14 protein-coding genes and 2 pseudogenes are annotated in these 18,342 nt (G+C 67.5%); 15 read left to right on the plus strand and 1 reads right to left on the minus strand.

Translation table 11 applies throughout. The annotated features are described in order from the left end of the window. Positions 1–860 precede the first annotated feature (860 nt). From HQM25_RS05575 to HQM25_RS17770, 13 genes and pseudogenes are all read left to right on the plus strand, one after another. Positions 861–1,019, plus strand: coding sequence for a hypothetical protein (locus HQM25_RS05575; protein ID WP_172989342.1), 159 nt, complete (start codon positions 861–863; stop codon positions 1,017–1,019). After that, a complete protein-coding gene (locus HQM25_RS05580) occupies positions 1,019–1,975 on the plus strand; it encodes a hypothetical protein (protein ID WP_172989343.1) in 957 nt (318 codons plus the stop codon). Before HQM25_RS05575 ends, HQM25_RS05580 begins: the two co-directional genes overlap by 1 nt. After that, complete coding sequence (locus tag HQM25_RS05585) at positions 1,972–3,114, plus strand: alpha/beta hydrolase family protein (protein ID WP_172989344.1); 1,143 nt, start codon at positions 1,972–1,974, stop codon at positions 3,112–3,114. Before HQM25_RS05580 ends, HQM25_RS05585 begins: the two co-directional genes overlap by 4 nt. A gap of 488 nt (positions 3,115–3,602) precedes the next feature. Beyond that, positions 3,603–4,121 (plus strand): dihydroxy-acid dehydratase domain-containing protein, encoded by a 519-nt coding sequence (locus HQM25_RS17760; protein ID WP_254359560.1) that lies wholly within the window; start codon positions 3,603–3,605, stop codon positions 4,119–4,121. Next, complete coding sequence (locus HQM25_RS05590) at positions 4,082–5,317, plus strand: dihydroxy-acid dehydratase (protein ID WP_254359561.1); 1,236 nt, start codon at positions 4,082–4,084, stop codon at positions 5,315–5,317. The genes HQM25_RS17760 and HQM25_RS05590 overlap by 40 nt, the downstream gene beginning before the upstream one ends. A gap of 22 nt (positions 5,318–5,339) precedes the next feature. Then, a complete protein-coding gene (locus HQM25_RS05595; protein ID WP_172991528.1) occupies positions 5,340–8,147 on the plus strand; it encodes an FAD-binding and (Fe-S)-binding domain-containing protein in 2,808 nt (935 codons plus the stop codon). Beyond that, the gene (locus tag HQM25_RS05600) at positions 8,144–9,067 is read left to right on the plus strand and encodes an SMP-30/gluconolactonase/LRE family protein (protein ID WP_172989345.1); all 924 of its coding nucleotides are present in this window, start codon (positions 8,144–8,146) and stop codon (positions 9,065–9,067) included. Before HQM25_RS05595 ends, HQM25_RS05600 begins: the two co-directional genes overlap by 4 nt. After that, positions 9,064–9,921 (plus strand): fumarylacetoacetate hydrolase family protein, encoded by an 858-nt coding sequence (locus tag HQM25_RS05605; protein ID WP_172989346.1) that lies wholly within the window; start codon positions 9,064–9,066, stop codon positions 9,919–9,921. The genes HQM25_RS05600 and HQM25_RS05605 overlap by 4 nt, the downstream gene beginning before the upstream one ends. After that, complete coding sequence (locus HQM25_RS05610) at positions 9,918–10,931, plus strand: zinc-dependent alcohol dehydrogenase (protein WP_172989347.1); 1,014 nt, start codon at positions 9,918–9,920, stop codon at positions 10,929–10,931. The genes HQM25_RS05605 and HQM25_RS05610 overlap by 4 nt, the downstream gene beginning before the upstream one ends. Before the next feature lie 4 nt (positions 10,932–10,935). Continuing rightward, the gene (locus tag HQM25_RS05615) at positions 10,936–11,676 is read left to right on the plus strand and encodes an SDR family NAD(P)-dependent oxidoreductase (RefSeq protein WP_172989348.1); all 741 of its coding nucleotides are present in this window, start codon (positions 10,936–10,938) and stop codon (positions 11,674–11,676) included. A gap of 251 nt (positions 11,677–11,927) precedes the next feature. Further along, positions 11,928–13,376, plus strand: a pseudogene (locus HQM25_RS05620) (glycoside hydrolase family 3 C-terminal domain-containing protein); the annotation flags it as partial. A gap of 200 nt (positions 13,377–13,576) precedes the next feature. Then, positions 13,577–13,687: pseudogene (locus HQM25_RS17765) on the plus strand (fibronectin type III-like domain-contianing protein); the annotation flags it as partial. Positions 13,688–13,729: 42 nt separating this feature from the next. Next, positions 13,730–14,026 (plus strand): hypothetical protein, encoded by a 297-nt coding sequence (locus tag HQM25_RS17770; RefSeq protein ID WP_254359768.1) that lies wholly within the window; start codon positions 13,730–13,732, stop codon positions 14,024–14,026. Positions 14,027–14,040: 14 nt separating this feature from the next. On the opposite strand, the gene HQM25_RS05625 is transcribed toward HQM25_RS17770, so the two are convergent. Next, positions 14,041–14,670: a TetR/AcrR family transcriptional regulator gene (locus HQM25_RS05625; protein WP_172989349.1), complete on the minus strand. Its 630-nt coding sequence runs from the start codon at positions 14,668–14,670 to the stop codon at positions 14,041–14,043. 184 nt (positions 14,671–14,854) lie between these two features. On the opposite strand from HQM25_RS05625, the gene HQM25_RS05630 reads away from it, so the two are divergent. Next, positions 14,855–16,033 (plus strand): alpha/beta hydrolase, encoded by a 1,179-nt coding sequence (locus HQM25_RS05630; RefSeq protein ID WP_172989350.1) that lies wholly within the window; start codon positions 14,855–14,857, stop codon positions 16,031–16,033. A 2-nt stretch (positions 16,034–16,035) separates the two neighbouring features. Continuing rightward, positions 16,036–18,300, plus strand: coding sequence for a glycoside hydrolase family 3 N-terminal domain-containing protein (locus HQM25_RS05635; protein WP_172989351.1), 2,265 nt, complete (start codon positions 16,036–16,038; stop codon positions 18,298–18,300). Positions 18,301–18,342: the final 42 nt, after the last annotated feature.

Here is an 18,342-nt window from a genome sequence, read left to right on the forward strand (position 1 = left end):
GTGAGAGGCCCGGATTCGCAGGATTCTGCGGATTCGGGCCTCTCTTGTGCCTTCTCTCGAGAGACAGAGGAGGACAGCAATGAACAGGAATGGCCGTTCGGTGTGGCACGGGGGTGGCACGCGCCCACCTTCGTGGGTAGAGCGGGGTGGCTCAGGATCCGGAATTCGGCTTCGACGTGCCATCGGACTCGTGCCATATCGTGCCACTTCACGTGCTGCCGATTCGGGGAAATGCCCGATCAGAAGGTGTTCTAAGGGTCCCACGATGCGCAGTGGCACGGAGTGGCACGGGTGTCCACGTGAGTCCGCTCGTGACCACGGGAGGCCATGATGGGGACCGCACGTAGCGAGACGTCGTCGGGTCGGAGAGAAGCCTGGGGGAGTCTTCGCAAGCTTCCATCCGGCCGCTGGCAGGCGCGCTATCCCGCCCCGGACGGCGAGACATACACCGCGCGTACCGAGGACGACAAGCCGCTGACGTTTCTGACGAAGACGGACGCGCGCACTTGGCTCGCCAGCATGCACACCAGGATCGCGCGACACGAGTGGGAGCAGCCCGCCGTGCTTGCGGCTCGGCGGCGAGCAGAGGCGGAGGTGGAGCGAGCTCGTTCGATCGGGTTCACCGAGTACGCGGGTCGCTGGATCGCCCACATCCGCGTCGAACCCAACCGCAGTGGAAAGCGCCGAGCCGTTGGGACGATCCGCTCGTACAAGAGCAAGGTCGACGGGTACCTGATCCCTGAGTTCGGAGACACCCCCATTCGTCAGATCGACAAGGACCGAATCCGCGTCATGACCGATCGGCTCGACAGGATTCCGTCTCCGCTCAACCCGAGGTCCATGTCCGCGCTGGCCAGACCGTGCTCGCGAGAGGCATCGTCACCCCGGACTTCGAACTCGACCTGGACTTCGCCGACACCGAACTCGTGATCGAAGCCGAAGCAGAGAAGCTCTCGCAGCTCCTGTCTCGACTGCTCCTGCGACCTCGCCACGGACACGACGAGGCGGTGTTCGGCTGATGACTCTCAGCATCGAAGCCGTCGCATTCCTGGCTTTGCTGCTGCTCACGCTGATCCGCTTGCCGTCCGCGATACGCGAGCCGTCGAGCCGGCTGACCTGGATCGCCACCATCACGGGACTCGCAGCCGTCTTCATGGTCGGCGTCGTCATCCCGCTGTCGATCGTGGATGGCTGGCTCGGCGGAACGAACATCGCGAACCTCATCCAGAACATCCTCGCGACGACGGCCTTCTGGTTCGTCATGCAGGCCGCACTCACACTCGACGGCAGTAGGTTCAGTCCGCGCAGCCTCTGGGAGCTGCCCGCGATGTACCTCTCCTTCACGGTGCCCTTCCTGCTGATCGCCGATCGCGGATCGACGACAGACGAATTCATCAAGGAGACGGCGGAACAGATCGGCTTGTGGGCGTACGCATCGCTCTACATGGGGTGCGTCATCTTGATCATGATTCGGATGCTACGCGGAATCCGCGGGCGCACGCCGAGGCCGTACATCCCCATCCGCATCGGTGCCTGGGCGATCCTCGCGGCGAGTCTCGTCGAGATCCTCTACCTCACCCTCCGTGTCGCGGGCCTGGGGCGCACGCCGTCGGTGGAAACGATCGGAGCGCTGTTCACGATTCCGTTCTACGGGGGCGTCGTGCTGGTGTGCGCCGGGATCATCATGTTCGCCGTCGCCCGCGCCGGCCGCAGATCGATGAACGCGACACTCGGGCGCCTCCTGGCGAAGGCAAGTCTTGATCGCGGGATGATCGTGAAACCTATTCCTGACGAGGATCCTGTGCACGAGACATACCGACTCGCGGTTCGACTAACCGACATTGCCAACAGCCAGGAGCTGACGAAACGTGAGAGGGTCCTGCTTCGCGCTGCCACCGAAGTGCTCGATCGGCAGATGCGCGCGCCTGCCGTGGTGCGAATGTCGAGTGCAGCGGGGGCGGTGAGCGCACCTTGAAAGTAGTCGTCGGGTCGGCGGCGCTTGCGCTTGCGCTCGCGATCATGGTGGGCGCAGGGGTTGCCGTCCGTGCATTGGCGCGACGCGTGGTTGGTGTTGAGCCGCGGCGAGAACTGGTGACAGTACGCCGCGTCGGTGACGGCCTCGAGTTGCCGCGAAGCGATCTCACCATTGTCGAGGGAATGTACGGTCTGTGGTTCGGTGAGCGGTTCCAGCAGCACGCGATGATTGGCCCGGTTGTGTACGACGACGGAGGGCGAGTGGTGCGCCGGGTGCTCGCCTCGACCATGCCTCTCAGCACGGAACTATTCCAGGCGCAATGGACGGGCCACTTCATGGGTGGGCCCCATGAAGTGGATCCGAACTGGGAAGACGTGGTGGTGCCACTTCGCGACGGTGGCGAATCGCCCGCCTGGCTTTTCCGGGGCACATCATCCGAGGGGCCTTGGGTTATCCACGTGCAGGGAATTCGCACGTCGCGACTGGTGACCCTCCGGTCTGTGCAGATTGCGGATCGGGTGGGGCTTACGTCGCTAGTGATCAGCTACCGCGGTTCGGGGGATGGGCCGCCTCGGTCTGCCTCCACGCTAGGTCAACGGGAGTGGACCGACCTTGCCGACGCCATCTCGTACGCCCGATTGCACGGAGCGACCGCAGTCTACGTCGTTGCGTGGTCGATGGGCGCAGGGCTCGCGCTGGAGTTGCTTCGGAACGATCCGGTCGCGTTCGAGCGGCTTGCGCTGATCTCTCCGGCCACGAACTGGAGAGGAATCATCAGGCATGGTGTTCGCACGGCCGGGCTGCCGACCTTCGTCGCCAGGTGCGTCACGTGGGTGCTCGGGTCTCGCGGCGCCGGCGCCATTGTCGGAGTCTCGGAGCCACTCAATTTCGACCGACTCAACTGGTGTCGGGGCCTGGCGCTTGGGATCCCAACCGTTGTGATTCACTCGCGAGGGGATGATTCGATCCCGTTCGACCTGACACAAGACTTCGCCGCCATGCACTCGAATGCCACGCTTGTCGAGACCTCGCCAGCTCCTCATGGATGGGAAGCCAACGTCGACCCAGATGCGTTCGGTTCCGCGCTGACGTGGCTCCTGTCCGCCGCTGGGACTGACGTCGCTCCGGAGCAACCATAGGCGAGCCCCCTTCGGTCGCTCAGCCGAGCCTTGCCTGCTCGGCCTGACGCGCTCAAAGGATCGGCGAAGCTGATACGGACGGTGGATCCGCCAAAAAAGCACGAGCGGACGATTTTCGTTTATGCTGACTATGGAGAGGACGTCATGGGCGACACCTGCATCGACCCGACCCGAGCCGCACCGATGGCGGCAGGGCTGAGCCCCGATGGCCCGTGCGGGCGGGCATGGGTGATCCGCGCCATTCGATGGCGTGGTCACCACCGGCACACCCGTCCAGGCGCCATTTGCCGCTGTTCCGTATCTCATTCACGCGACCGAAGGATAGACGCATGCGACGGGCACACATCGTCATCACCACCGGCGGCTCACTCTTCTTGCGGGCACCAGGGTGCGCTCTTGGCGAGCGACGGCGTCGAGGTCCAGCACACTCGACGCACGTGGCCCGGTGACGTAGTGACGCGCGGCGGAGTTCGGCGGAGGTTGAGACGATGAGTGATGTGCGCAGCTCCGAGTGGTACTCGGGCGATGACCGGAACGCCTATATCCACCGCGCATGGATGCGTCGCGGTGCACCGGATTCAGCGTTCACCGGCAGCCCGCAGATTGCGATCGCGAACACGGCGTCGGATCTGACGCCGTGCAATTCGCACCTGGACGAGGTTGCCCAGTCGGTGAAGAACGGCATCTATGAGGCCGGGGGCATCCCGTTGGAACTGCCGGTGGTGTCGCTGGGGGAGACGCAGGTGCGTCCGACGGCGATGCTCTGGCGGAACATGGCGGCGATGGCGACCGAGGAGATGCTGCGCGCCAACCCGATCGACGGCGTGGTCCTGTTGGGTGGGTGCGACAAGACGATCCCGTCGCTGCTGATGGCGGCCGCGTCGGTCGATCTTCCGGCGGTGGTGGTTCCGGGTGGGCCGATGCTCACGGGGCATTTCCGGGGGAGGCTCTGGGGTGCGGCACGGATGTGTGGCGGCTGTCGGAAGAGGTGCGGGCGGGCACGCTGAGTGAGGCGATGTTCCTGCGGAGCGAGTCGTCGATGATCCGCTCGAAGGGCCACTGCAACACGATGGGCACGGCGTCGACGATGGCGCTCGTGGCCGAGGCGCTCGGCACGATCGTTCCGGGGCTTGCGGGGACCCCCGCGCCGGATGCACGTCTGCTGGAGGCCGCGCATGAGACCGGCCGCCTCGCGGTGCAGCTGGTGGCGGAGGACCGCCGCCCGTCGACGTTCCTGACGAAGGCGAACTTCCACAACGCGATCGTCGCACTCGCCGCGATCGGCGGATCGACGAACGCGGTGGTGCACCTTCTCGCGATCGCGGGGCGTCTCGGCATCGAGCTCACCATCGACGACTTCGATCGGATCGGCGCGCAGGTGCCGTTGCTGGTGAACCTGCAGCCCGCCGGTCGGTATCTGATGGACGACCTGTATCGGGCAGGCGGGTTCCTGGCGGTGATGCGCGAGGTGCGCGATCTGCTCGACCCCGAGGCGCTGACGATCACCGGGGAGCCCTTCGTGGACTACCTCGACGACGCGCAGATCTGGGATGCGGATGTGATCACCCCGCGGGATGCTCCATTGCAGCCGGCGGCGGGGATCACCGTGCTCCGTGGGTCACTGGCGCCCGGCGGGGCGATCATCAAGCCTGCCGCGGCATCCCCGCACCTGTTGAAGCATCGGGGCAAGGCTGTGGTGTTCGATTCGATCGAGGACTTCCACGCGCGGATCGACGACCCGGATCTCGACATCGATGCCGACAGTGTGATGGTGCTGCGCGGATGCGGGCCGAAGGGATATCCCGGGATGCCTGAGGTGTCGAACATGCCGCTGCCGCAGAAGTTGCTGGAGCAGGGGGTGCGCGACATGGTGCGCATCTGCGACGGCCGCATGTCGGGCACCGCGTACGGCACGGTCGTGCTGCACGTGACTCCCGAAGCCGCCGCCGGTGGGCCGCTGGCGCTGGTTCAGACGGGGGACTGGATCAGCCTCGACGTCCGCGGCGGGCGCCTCGATCTCGACGTGCCGGGCGAGGAGCTGGCGACCCGGACACCGAACCAGGCAACCCTGGACGGGTACGCGGCGCCGCGGCGTGGGTGGGAGCGGCTGTACGTGGACCACGTGCTGCAGGCCGATCAGGGTGCAGATCTCGACTTCCTCGTCGGGTCTTCCGGGTCGAAGGTGTCGCGTGAGTCGCACTGACCGCGGCGCCTCAGGCTCGACGATGCTGGCGCCGGTCGATCCGGCGCTGATCGCGGCGATCGCGGCGGTCGGTGCTGCCGTCGGCACGCGTGCGACCGACCGGCTGGCGGGTGCGCATGACGCGTCGCACTATCTGCTGACCCCGCGGGCGGTGGTAACCCCGACCGATGTCGATGAGGTCGCCCGGGTGATGGCCGCCGCACGCGATGCCGGTGCGCCGGTGACGTTCCGGTCGGGCGGGACGAGCTTGTCGGGCCAGGCCGGCACCGACCAGGTGCTGATCGACACCCGCCACCACTTCCGCCGCATCGACGTGCTGGACGACGGGGAGCGGGTGCGGGTGCAGCCGGGCGCGACGGTGCGTGCGGTGAACACACGGCTCGCTCGTCGCGGGCGCAAGCTCGGACCGGATCCGGCGAGTGAGATCGCGTGCACGATCGGCGGGGTGATCGCGAACAATTCCTCGGGCATGTCGTGCGGCACCCATGCGAACGCGTACCGCACCCTGGAATCAGCGGTGCTGGTGCTGCCGTCGGGCACCGTGATCGACACCGGCGCCGCTGATGCTGCGGAGCGGTTCGCGGCTGCGGAGCCTGAGATCCATGCCGGGCTCCTCACCCTGCGCGACCGCCTCCGCGGCGACCCGGAATCGGTCGCGACGCTGCGGACGCTGCATGCGATCAAGAACACCATGGGGTACGGCCTGAACTCGTTCCTCGACCATGACGACCCGCTCGCGATCCTCACCCACCTCGTGGTGGGTTCCGAAGGGACCCTCGCGTTCGTGGCGGAGGCGACGTTCCGCACCCTGCCGGTGAAGCCGAATCTCGCCACCGGGCTGCTGGTGTTCGCGAACCTGCGTGACGCGACCGCGGCCCTCCCGGCCCTGGTCGACGCGGGGTTCGCGACGATCGAGCTGCTGGATGCGGCATCCCTGCGCGTCGCGCAGCGCGACCCGGAGGCGACCGCCGACCTGACCGGCCTCGTGGTGGTCGATCACGCGGCGCTGCTGGTCGAGTTCCAGGAGGAGTCCGAGGCTGCCCTCGACGCCCGCACCACCGCCGCGGCCGGGGCGCTGCACGCCCTGCCTCTTGTCCAGTCCGCCGCGTTGACGAGTGATGCGGCGACTCGGGCGCAACTGTGGCACATCCGCAAGGGCCTGTTCACGGCCGTCGCGGGCGCCCGCCCGTCGGGGACGACGGCGCTGCTGGAGGACATCGCCGTGCCGGTCGAGCGGCTCGGTGAGACCTGTGAGCAGCTCATCGCCCTGTTCGAGCGTCACGGGTACGAGGGGAGCGTGATCTTCGGTCACGCGAAGGACGGCAACATCCACTTCCTCGTCAACGAACGCTTCGACGACCCGTCGCTGCTGGCCCGGTACGAGGCGTTCACCGAAGACGTGGTCGCCCTCGTGCTCGCGCGGGGCGGCACACTGAAGGCCGAGCACGGCACCGGCCGGATCATGGCCCCGTTCGTGCGCCGGCAGTACGGCGACGAGTTGTACGCGGTGATGTGGGAGGTGAAGCGGCTCATCGATCCGGGCATGACCCTCAATCCGGGCGTGCTGCTGACCGATGATCCCCACGCGCATACACGGCACCTGAAGACCGCCCCGACCGTCGAGTCGGAAGTGGATCGGTGCGTGGAGTGCGGGTACTGCGAGCCGGTGTGCCCGTCGAAGGACATCACCCTCACCCCCCGGGAGCGGATCGTGCTGCGCCGCGAGATGCAGCGTGCCCGTGACGCGGGCGACGAGGCCCTGGCCCGCACTCTGGAGAAGGAGTACGGGTACGACGGGGTGCAGACCTGCGCGGTCGACGGCATGTGCCAGACCGCGTGCCCGGTGCTGATCAACACCGGCGACCTCGTGCGGCGCCTGCGAAAGGAGAACCAGAACGGTCTCGCGCAGGCCGGATGGAACCTCGCGGCCAAGCAATGGGATGCCGTCAGCTCGGTCGGAGGTGTCGCGCTGAGCGTGGCGAACACGGTGCCCACCGGTCTTCCTGCCTTCGCGACGCACGTCGGCCGCAGCATCCTGGGTGACGACACCGTTCCGCTCTACACGGCCGATCTGCCGGGTGGTGGGGCTCGTCGGCGGGCGGTCGAGGCGACAGATCCGGTGGCGGTGTTCTTCTCGTCGTGCACGAACACGATGTTCGGTCCGGTCGGCGGCGATGGCGCGGCGGAGTCATTCCTGCGTCTGTGCGCACGCGTCGGCGTGCCGATGCGCACCCCGGATGACCTGCCGTCGCTGTGCTGCGGCACCCCGTGGAAATCGAAGGGCTTCTCGCACGGATACGAGACGATGACGGAGCGGGTGACGGCATCCCTCCTTCGTGCGACCGATGGGGGACGGCTCCCCGTGGTATGCGATGCGTCGAGTTGCACCGAGGGGCTGGAGGTTCTTCTCGATGCGGCGGGGCAGGCGAACATCCGTGTCATCGATGCGGTCGCGTTCGTCGACGAGCACGTCCTCCCGCACCTGCCCGCCGGGCAGAAGGTGGCCTCGGTCACCGTGCACCCGACGTGTTCGTCCACCCATCTCGGGATCAATCCGGCACTCACCCGTGTCGCCGCCGCTGCCGCCGAGACGGTGGTCGTCCCCGACCATTGGGGATGCTGCGGGTTCGCCGGCGACCGGGGCATGCTGCATCCCGAACTCACCCACGCCGCCACCCGCCCGGAAGCGGCCGACGTCGCAGACGCCGGGTCCGAGGTGCACGCTTCGCTCAACCGCACCTGCGAGTTGGGGATGACCCGCGCCACAGGAAAGCCTTACCGGCACATCCTGCAGGTGCTCGACGACACCCTCACGGAGGTTCCCGGATGAGTTCGTACGCCGAGGTCCCCTCGCTCGGGACCCCAAGGGTGGCCACCGGCACCTCGCACTTCCTCGCCGAGGGGCCGACATGGGATCCGATCAGGGGGCGCATCCTGTGGGTCGACATCATGGCCGGTGTCGTCTATCAGGGCCGGTTCGCGCACGGCGGCGCGATCGACATCGTCGAGCACGTCGACTTTCCCGACACCGCCGGTGCCGTCGCCATCTCGGCGGCGGGGGAGTGGCTGGTCGCCGGCACCCGGCGCCTCCACACGCGCAGTGTCGACGGCACGATCACGTCGGGTCCCGACCTCGTCGAAGGTGAGGATCGTCGGTTCAACGACGGCAAGGCCGACCCCGCCGGCCGCTTCGTCGCCGGCACGAAGGGACCCGGCGGTGAGCTGCTGCTGCAGATCGACGCCGAGGGCGCTGCGACCGTGCTCGACGACGACCTCGGCCTGTCGAACGGTCTCGCGTGGACCCGGGACGGTCGCACCCTGTATTCGATCGACACGCTTGCCCGCCGCATCCACGTGCGCGACTACGACCCCGCCACCGGTGCGACCGGGGAACGCCGGGTGTTCCTCGAGATCACCGAGGGCTACCCCGACGGCATGACGATCGACAGTGACGACCACCTGTGGGTGGCGCTGTGGGGTGAGGGGAGAGTCATCCGCATCTCACCCGGAGGCGACGTCGTCGGCAGAGTCGACGTGCCCGCCCCGAACACGTCGTGTCCGGTGTTCGCCGGTCCCGACCTCGACACCCTCGTGATCACCACCGCCACCGAGGGGATGAGCCCCGAGGACCTCGCCGCGCACCCGCTCTCGGGACGCCTGTTCACGGTACGGACCGGGCACCGCGGCATCCACCCGAATCTGTGGGCTGGAACACCACAGCCCGCACCATCCCTGGAGGAAACCGCATGAAGCTCCTGCGTATCGGCGCACCCGGCGTCGAGAAGCCTGCCGCACTGATCGGCGACGACCGCTACGTCGACCTGTCCGACGTCGTCACCGACTTCGACGAGGCCTTCTTCGGTGACGGCGGACTGGACCGCATCGCGCCGGTCGTCGCCGAGCGCGCCGCGACCGGTGGGCAGCCGATCGGCGATCAGCGCATCGGCGCCCCGATCGCCCGCCCGCACCAGATCATCTGCGTCGGCTTGAACTACTCCGACCACGCCGCCGAGACCGGGCAGGCCGTGCCGAGTGAGCCGATCCTGTTCACCAAGTCGCCCAACACCCTCGTCGGCCCGAACGACGACGTGCGCATCCCGCGCGGCGCGACCAAGCCCGACTGGGAGGTGGAGCTCGGCATCGTGATCGGTACCCGCGCCAGCTACCTCGACAGCGTCGAGGACGCCCGTGACCACATCGCGGGCTGGGTGCTCGTCAACGATGTCTCGGAGCGCGCGTTCCAGATGGAGCGCGGTGGGCAGTGGCTCAAGGGCAAGTCCGCCGAGACCTTCAACCCCGCAGGCCCGTGGCTGGTCACCCAGGACGAGGTCGAGAGCGTCACCGACCTCGGCATGTGGCTCGACGTGAACGACACCCGCCGGCAGACCGGGTCGACCTCGACGATGATCTTCGACCCGTACTTCATCGTCCACTACATCAGCCAGTTCATGGTGCTCGAGCCCGGCGACCTCATCAACACCGGCACCCCTCCCGGCGTCGGCATGGGCTTCTCCCCCCAGATCTGGCTGCAGGCAGGTGACGTGATGACCCTGGGCATCGACGGCCTCGGCACCCAGCGCCAGACGGTGCTCACACCCCGATGAAAGCCCTCGTCATCACCGGCCCCGGTCACGCCGAGGTGCAGGACGTCGAACCGCCCGTCGCCGCGCCCGGCGACGTCGTCGTCGACGTGAAGCGCGCGGGGATCTGCGGCACCGACATGGAGCTGTTCACCGGCGACATGGCGTACTACGAGACCCGCCACACCACCTTCCCGGTGAGGATCGGGCACGAATGGATGGGTGTCGTCTCGGCCGTCGGCGACGGGATGGATGCCTCGTGGCTGGGCACACGCGTCACCGGCGACACCATGCTCGGCTGCGGGCGGTGCCGACGCTGCGCGCAGGGACTCCAGCACGTGTGCGAACTCCGTGACGAACTCGGCATCCGCGACGGACGGCCGGGAGCGCTCGCCGAACAGGTGGCCGTGCCGGTGACGTCCCTGCACCGACTGCCCGACACCGTCGACGACGCGATGGGCGCGATGGTCGAGCCGGGCGGCAACGCCTTCCGATCCGTCGAAGCCGCCGCGCTGAAGCCGGGCGAGCGATGCCTCGTGCTCGGCCCCGGCACCATCGGCCTGCTGTGCGGACTGTTCGCGAAGGCCGCCGGCGCCGAGGTTCACCTCCTCGGACGCAGCGAACGCTCCCTCGAGTTCGCCCGCGCGATCGGGTTCGACGACGTCTGGACCGAACAGACCCTGCCCGACCTGCCCTGGGATGCCGTGATCGAGGCATCCAACGCCCCCCACCTTCCCGCGAAGGCCCTGCATCTGGTCGAGCCCGGCCGGCGCGTGGTCTACGTCGGCCTGGCCGGAACACCCAGCCTCATCGACACCCGTGAACTCGCGCTCAAAGACGTCACCGCGGTCGGCGTGCTGAGCGCATCGCCGGGACTAGCCGGCACCGTCGAGTCCTACGCGGCCGGAGCGGTCGACCCCCGACCGTTGGTCGCGGCGACCCTGACACTCGAAGACCTCCCGGCGATCCTCGCAGGAGAGCGTCCCTCAGGCTCGGGCGCAGGCCCGAAATTCCACGTGACCATCGGAGGTTGACAGCATGACCGACTTCACAGGCCTCGTCGCCGTCGTCACCGGCGGCGCCAGCGGCATCGGCGCGGCGACCGCCGCAGAGTTGACGCGTCGGGGCGCGCGCGTCGCGGTCATCGACCGGGACGCCCCCGCGCTCGGACTCGACCTGCACGCCGAAGTGGCAGACCTCTCCGACGACGCCTCCGTGCGGGCGGCGATCGGTCGCATCGCCGAGTCGCTCGGCGGCATCGACGTGCTGGTCAACAACGCCGGCATCGGCGCCGCCGGTGACGTCGCCGCGAACAGCGATGATGAGTGGCACCGTGTGTACGACATCAATGTCGTCGGCATCGCTCGCGTCACCCGGGCAGCGCTTCCATGGCTCCGCACGTCCCGCGCAGCGGCGATCGTGAACACCGCCTCGGTCGGTGCGACGAACGGACTGCCCAACCGTGCGCTCTACAGCGCGACCAAGGGCGCCGTGATCAGCCTGACCTTTGCGATGGCCGCCGATCATCTCGCCGACGGCATCCGCGTCAACGCCATCGCTCCCGGCACGGCCGACACGCCCTGGGTGCAGCGCCTGCTCGCAGCCGCAGACGACCCGGAGGCGACGGCGGCGAACCTTCGCGGACGTCAGCCCATGGGGCGCCTGGTCACCGCAGACGAGATCGCGTTCGGCGTCGCAAATCTCGCGTCGCCGCGTGCCGCATCCACCACCGGAACGGTCCTCACCGTCGACGGCGGGCTCACCACGCTGCGCGTGTGAGGCGTTGCGGCGGAGAAGGTCGGCGCAGGACGATTCAGTCGATTACGCACACATGGGTGAATTTCATCTAAGGTCGTCAGAGACCCACTGCGCCGTGGAGACCCGCACACGAAGGAGTGATGACTGACATGTCTGTTCCGAACCTGCCCACCGTTGAGTCGCTGACCGTCGAGCAGAAGGTGACGCTGCTCTCGGGTCGCGACACGTGGACCACGAATGCGCTCGAGGACGAGGGCGTACGCTCCGTACGGATGTCGGACGGACCGAACGGGCTGCGCGCACAGCTGAACGGCGGCGACGCGCTCGGGTTCCAGCCCAGTGAGCCGGCCACCTGCTTCCCGCCGGCGGTCGCCGTCGGCTCGTCGTGGGATCCCGATCTGGCTGCGAAGGTCGGCGAGGCACTCGGGCAGGAAGCACGCGCGTTCGGCATCGACGTGGTGCTGGGCCCGGGCGTCAACATCAAGCGATCGCCGCTGTGCGGACGCAACTTCGAGTACTTCTCCGAGGACCCGCTGCTCGCCGGGTCCCTGGGAGTGTCATACGTGCGCGGCATGCAGTCCACCGGCACGGGGTCGTCGGTGAAGCACTTCGCCGCGAACAACCAGGAGACCGATCGCATGCGGGTGAGCGCTGAGGTCGACGAGCGCACGCTGCGCGAGATCTACTTCCCGGCGTTCGAGCGTGTCGTGAAGGATGCGAAGCCGGCGACGGTCATGTGCGCCTACAACAGGATCAACGGCGTCTACGCCTCGGAGAACCCTTGGCTGCTCAATGACGTGCTGCGCGAGGAGTGGGGCTTCGACGGCGTCGTCGTCTCGGACTGGGGGGCCGTTCACCGCCCCGCGGTCTCCGTCGCCGCGGGCCTCGATCTCGAGATGCCCGGCACCCGGGGGCGCAGCGTCGGTGAGATTCAGGCGGCGCTCGCGGCAGGCGACATCGAGGAGTCCGCGATAGATCGGAGCGTGGCGCGACTGCTGAAGCTCACCGAATGGGGGTCGGTCGCCGAAGGTGACGCCGACTTCGATGCCCATCACGCGCTCGCTCGCGAGGTCGCGGCGGCGAGCATCGTGCTGGTGAAGAACGACGGCGCTCTGCCTCTGGCGCACGACTCGCGGGTCGCGGTGATCGGCGAGTTCGCACGCACTCCGAGGTTCCAAGGCGGGGGAAGCTCCCACGTCAATGCCGTGCGGACCGATGCCTTCCTCGATCAGGTCGCCGAGATCGGCACAGCCGTCGAGTTCGCGCCGGGTTTCACTCTCGACGGCAACGGAGATCACGAGGCGCTGCGCGCCGAAGCGGTGCACGCCGCATCGCGCGCCGACGTCGCGGTGGTGTTCGCGGGGCTCGCCGACGCCGATGAGACGGAAGGGTCTGACCGCACGACGATCGAACTCCCGCAGGAGCAGATCGAACTGATCCGCGCAGTGTCCGCTGCGGCCGCGAAGACGGTCGTGGTGCTCTCCCACGGTGGGGTGGTCGGAGTGGAGGGGTGGCACGACCAGGTCGACGCCATCGTCGACGGGTTCCTTCTCGGTCAGGCCGGCGGGGGCGCGATCGCCGACGTCGTCTTCGGAGTGGTGAATCCGGCGGGGCGTCTCGCCGAGACGATACCGCTCCGCATCGAGGACACCCCGGCATTCGGCAATTTCCCGGGCGAGCAAGGACACGTCATCTACGGGGAGCGCACCCTCGTCGGGTATCGCTGGTACGCCACCCGCGGCATCCCGGTGCGCTACCCCTTCGGTCACGGGCTGAGCTACACGACCTTCCGCACGTCGGAGTTCTCTGTCGAGGTCACCGGTGACGACACCGCGACGGCGCGGGTGCGGGTGGAGAACACGGGGGCCGCGACGGCTCGTATGTCGTCCAGGTGTATGTGGATGCGTCAGGTCTGGGCGTGGTGCAGCGCAGCGCCCGCGAACTGCGCGCCTTCCGGAAGGTGCACGTCGCTGCGGGTAGATCGGTCGACGTCGAGCTCGAACTCGATCGACGGGCGTTCGCCTACTGGGACGTCCAGGAGGGCGACTGGGTGGTCACCCCTGGCGCTTACCGGGTGATTCTCGGGCGTGATGCCCTCGCAGTCGAGGCCGAGGCGACCATCGATATCGCGGGCGACCTGATCATCCGCGAGCTGACGCTGGGATCGACCGCGCAGGAGTGGTTCGAGCATCCCATCGTGGGGCCGGTGCTGCTCGACACGCTGGACTCGGACCTGCTGCGGGCGATGGCTGCTCCTGCCGCACTGCGCGTGGTCGGGTCTCTGCCGTGGCAGAAGATCGTGAACCTTCTCGGAGATTCCGTCGCGCGTGAGGACGTCGAGGCGCTGATGGCGGCATCGCGGGGCGAATGACGCGCAGGGTGCTGTCAGCCGGCAGGTGGCGCGCCCTCCGCGATCGCCGGGATGACTCCGGTGAGGAATCTGCGCATCTCGGCCGCGAGATCGATCGAATCGCGGTCGAGAAGCCACTGCAGTTGGAGGCCGTCGGACATCGAGATGAGCATGGCCGCGAGGCTGCTGGCCGGTACGGCATCTCCGAGCAGGCCCTGGTCGATGAGTCGCTGGAAGTACCGTGTGCCGGCTTCGCGCTCCCTGCGATACCTGTCGGCGAAGTAGCTGTGGGCCGGATGGTCGGCAGAGGTGGCCTCGGCCGAGAGCACACAGTGGAGCTCCGTGAGCTCGGGGCTTCCGACATTCCGGATCGCGATCTGGATCAGCCTCTCGGTCGCCTCATCGCCGAGCTCGATCGGCCCCTCTTCGCGGGACCGGCGATCCCTCTCCTCGAGCACCGCGGCTAGGAGCGAGTCCTTGTCGGGAAAGTGGTGCTGGAGTCCGGTGAGCGTCATGCCGATCCGCTCGGCGACGTCGGTGAGGGTCGCGCCGCGGAACCCCGTCGACGAGAACAGTTCGATCGCAGCATCGACCGCACGCTGCCGGGTCTGCGCGGTCTTCGCATACGGGCCCCGCTTGCGAGGAGGTGCTTTGGGTGTTGCCATGTCGATCTGCCTTGCTGCTCGCGACGAAAGGTCGGGTTCGCTCAAGGATAGAAGCTGCGCGGTGCGGTGTGGTCACGGCACGCAACCATGGGTCTAAAATATAAGTCCAGCAAGATTTACGCGGAGCGGTCCGCAGGTTCTCGAAGTCGAGCAACGCGGCCCATCGGCAGTCGAGGAGGATCAGATGGCGTCCGACACGGAGCGCACGTACGGCGAAGACGTGCTCGAGCGACTTCTTGATGAGGGTGATCGAGTCGTCGTCAACGGATCCGACGTGCACATCAAGACGTCGACTCCCCACTGGCGAGACGGCCAACTCGACGAATGGCTGGTCGCGCGGACGGACGAGCTCGCATCCGAGGAATCTGCCGGCCCCAAGCCGGGGCTGAAGATGCTCCTGTCGATCCTGTTCCGCCCCGAGGCCTTCCTGGTGCAGCTGCGTGACCGCGCCACGAAGTACAAGATGTCCGCGGAATCGGACTCGTCGCTGGACCTCGCCGACTCCGCCATCGCGGTGACCTCGGAGGAGCTCTCGCTGTCAGGTGACGTCCGCACGCTGTGGCGGTATGAGAGAGCGGACTCCACGGCTCGCTCCCGCCCGGCTTTCCTGCATCTCCATGCCGGCGGCTTCTTCGTCGGCGCACCCGACGGGCAGGACAACTTCCTGCGGTACGTCGCCGACCGCGCCGACGCCGTCGTCTTCGACCTGGACTATTCGCTGAGCCCGGAGCGGAAGTTCCCGCACGCGGTGAACGAGGCCTTCGCCGCACTCCGTCATATCCATGCCCACGCAGCCGAGTACGGGATCGATCCGAAGCGCATCGTCGTCGGCGGTGGCAGTGCAGGCGCCAACCTGACGGCAGCGGTCACCCACCTCGCGGCAGCCGAGCATCCGACCCTCATCGCCGGGCAGATCCTGATGAATCCCGTGCTGGGACTGGGGCGCACCGCGCCCGCCGGCTTCGCATGGACGAGCGACGACTTCCCGGTCGAAGAGGAGGCCCGTGCACAGGTGGGGCGGATCGAAGAACCTCGCAAGAATCGGGCGATGCGCGTGATGTTCGACGCCTACCGGGGCCGGACCGACGCCGACTCTGAGCCGCTGCTCTCACCCTGGCTGGCGACGTCGTTCGACGGTCTTCCGCCCGCGCTCATCACGACGGCCGAGATGGATGCGCTCCGTCCGGAGGGGGAGTTCTATGCGGGTCAGCTGGCGGCCGCCGGCGTTCCCGTGCGGACGCTTCGGTATCGCGGTGTCCTCCACGAGACCGGTGGGATGTTCGGGTACGTCCCGCAGGCGGAAGCCGTTGCCATCGAAGTGGTGAAGGCGATCGCCCCCACTGCGTCGGGGCGCGGAGAATGACAATGACGACGCCGTACCGCAACACCGCACTTCCCGTCGCTGAGCGAGTCGACGATCTGCTCTCTCAGATGACACTGGAGGAGAAGGTCGGACAGCTGATCCAGTACTTCGGGGGACTCGGGGGGCTCTTCGACGACATCGACGTGTCGGCGCTCCCGCCCGAGCATCAGGCGTACGTGCTTCAGCCGAAGATGGTCGAAGCAGCAGTGGCCGCCGGAATGGCAGGGTCGGTGCTCTCCGTCAGCAATCCTTCCAAAGCGAACGAGCTGCAGCGGATGGCGGTGGATGGCACGCGACTCGGCATCCCTCTGCTCCTCGGTTCGGACGTGATCCATGGCTTCCGGACGATCTTCCCCGTACCGATCGCGCAGGCGGCGTCCTGGGATCCTTCGATGATCGAGGCTGGAGACGCCGTCGCGGCGAGAGAGGCGCGTGCCGTGGGTATCCACTGGACCTTCGCGCCGATGATCGACATTTCTCGTGACGCGCGCTGGGGCCGCATCGTCGAGGGTGTCGGCGAGGACCCGTATCTCGGCGCAGCTGTCGCCGCCGCTCACGTGCGCGGGTTCCAGGGCGCGTTCGGGCCCGAACGTATCCTCGCGGGGCCCAAGCATTTCGCAGGGTATGGAGCCCCGCGCGGCGGACGCGACTACGAAGAGGTGGAACTCTCCGAGTCGGAACTGCGCAACGTCTACCTCCCGCCATTCCAGGCGGCGATCGATGCCGGCGCCGCCAACGTCATGGCCGCCTACATGGAGCTCAATGGTGTCCCGGCGAGCGCGAACACGTGGTTGCTCGACGATGTGCTGCGGGGAGAGATGGGATTCGATGGTTTCGTCGTCTCCGACGCCAGTGGCGTCAAGAATCTCGAGAAGCAGCACTTCGCCGCTACCGCGGCCGACGCGGGTGCTCGTGCCGTGGCGGCGGGGATTGACATGGAGATGTGCATGCTCGAGCCCGCTTTCGGTGAGCTGACCGAGTCCGTAGCGCGAGGAACTGTCGATGAGTCGACGATCGACTCCGCCGTGCGCCGTGTGTTGACGGCCAAGTTCCGTCTCGGGCTGTTCGAGAATCCTTTCGTCGACGAGTCCGCTGTCGGAAGCGTGCTCGACGCTCCGGAGCACAGGGAAAGCGCCCGAATCGCGGCGGAACGCTCGATCGTGCTGCTGAAGAACGAGGGCGCTGCACTGCCTCTGGATGCGTCGACCTTCGGATCGATCGCCGTGATCGGGCAGCTTGCGGGCAGCAAACGTGAGGTCCTCGGGCCGTGGGTCTTCGCTCACGACACCGAGGAGTCGGTCAGTATCGTCGATGGGCTTCGCGCGAGGCTCGAGGGTACCGTGAGCATCGAGTTCGCGCCGGGTGCCGGAATCCCATCCCGCATCTATCCTTCGATGTTCGATGGTCAGGACCCCACCGTCGAGAACACCCCTGCGGACTACGACGACGATGCCGAGATCGCGCGCGCCGTCGCCCTCGCCGCGGCGGCAGACCTCGCGATCGTGGTCGTGGGGGAGCGGCAGAATCAGATCGGCGAGAAGTCATCGAGGTCGACCCTCGACCTTCCCGGACGTCAGCTCGAGCAACTGCAGAAGATCGCGGCCACCGGCACCTCCGTCGTGCTCGTCGTGATGTCGGGACGCCCGCTCGATCTTCGTTGGGCCGATGAGAACGTCCCCGCCATCGTGCAGGTGTGGTACCCCGGGACGCGCGGCGGGGATGCGGTGGCGTCCGTGCTCTTCGGCGATGTCTCGCCGGCGGGACGGCTGCCGTTCACGTGGCCGCGGCACGTCGGCCATGTTCCGATGGTCTATTCGCACATGCGCACCTTTGACCCGGACGGCAGGGATCAGCGGTATTGGGACGAGCCGTCAACGCCGCTCTACCCGTTCGGCCATGGACTGAGCTACGCGGCGTTCGCGTACGACAACCTCCGGGTGGATCGCGAACGTGTGGCAGCGGACGAGTCGGTGACGGTGACCGTTGATGTCACGAACACCTCCGATCGCACGGCAGACGAGGTCGTCCAGCTCTACATCCACCAGCGCCACGGCACCGCCGTGCGTCCTGTGCGCGAACTCAAGGGGTTCGAACGCGTCGCGATGGGAGCCGGGGAAACCCGTACTGTGACGTTCACTCTCGGAGAAGCCGAACTGCGGTACTGGAATGCCGCGTCGCGTGATTGGGTCCAGGATGCCTCGGCATTCGACGTCTGGGTCGGGGGCGACTCGACGGCTTCGCTGTCGACGACATTCTCCGTGGAATGAACTATGCCCGAGCGAGGGTCAGCTTGGGATCATGCCAGAGCC

This window comes from Microbacterium hominis (assembly GCF_013282805.1).
Taxonomy (GTDB): domain Bacteria; phylum Actinomycetota; class Actinomycetes; order Actinomycetales; family Microbacteriaceae; genus Microbacterium; species Microbacterium hominis_B.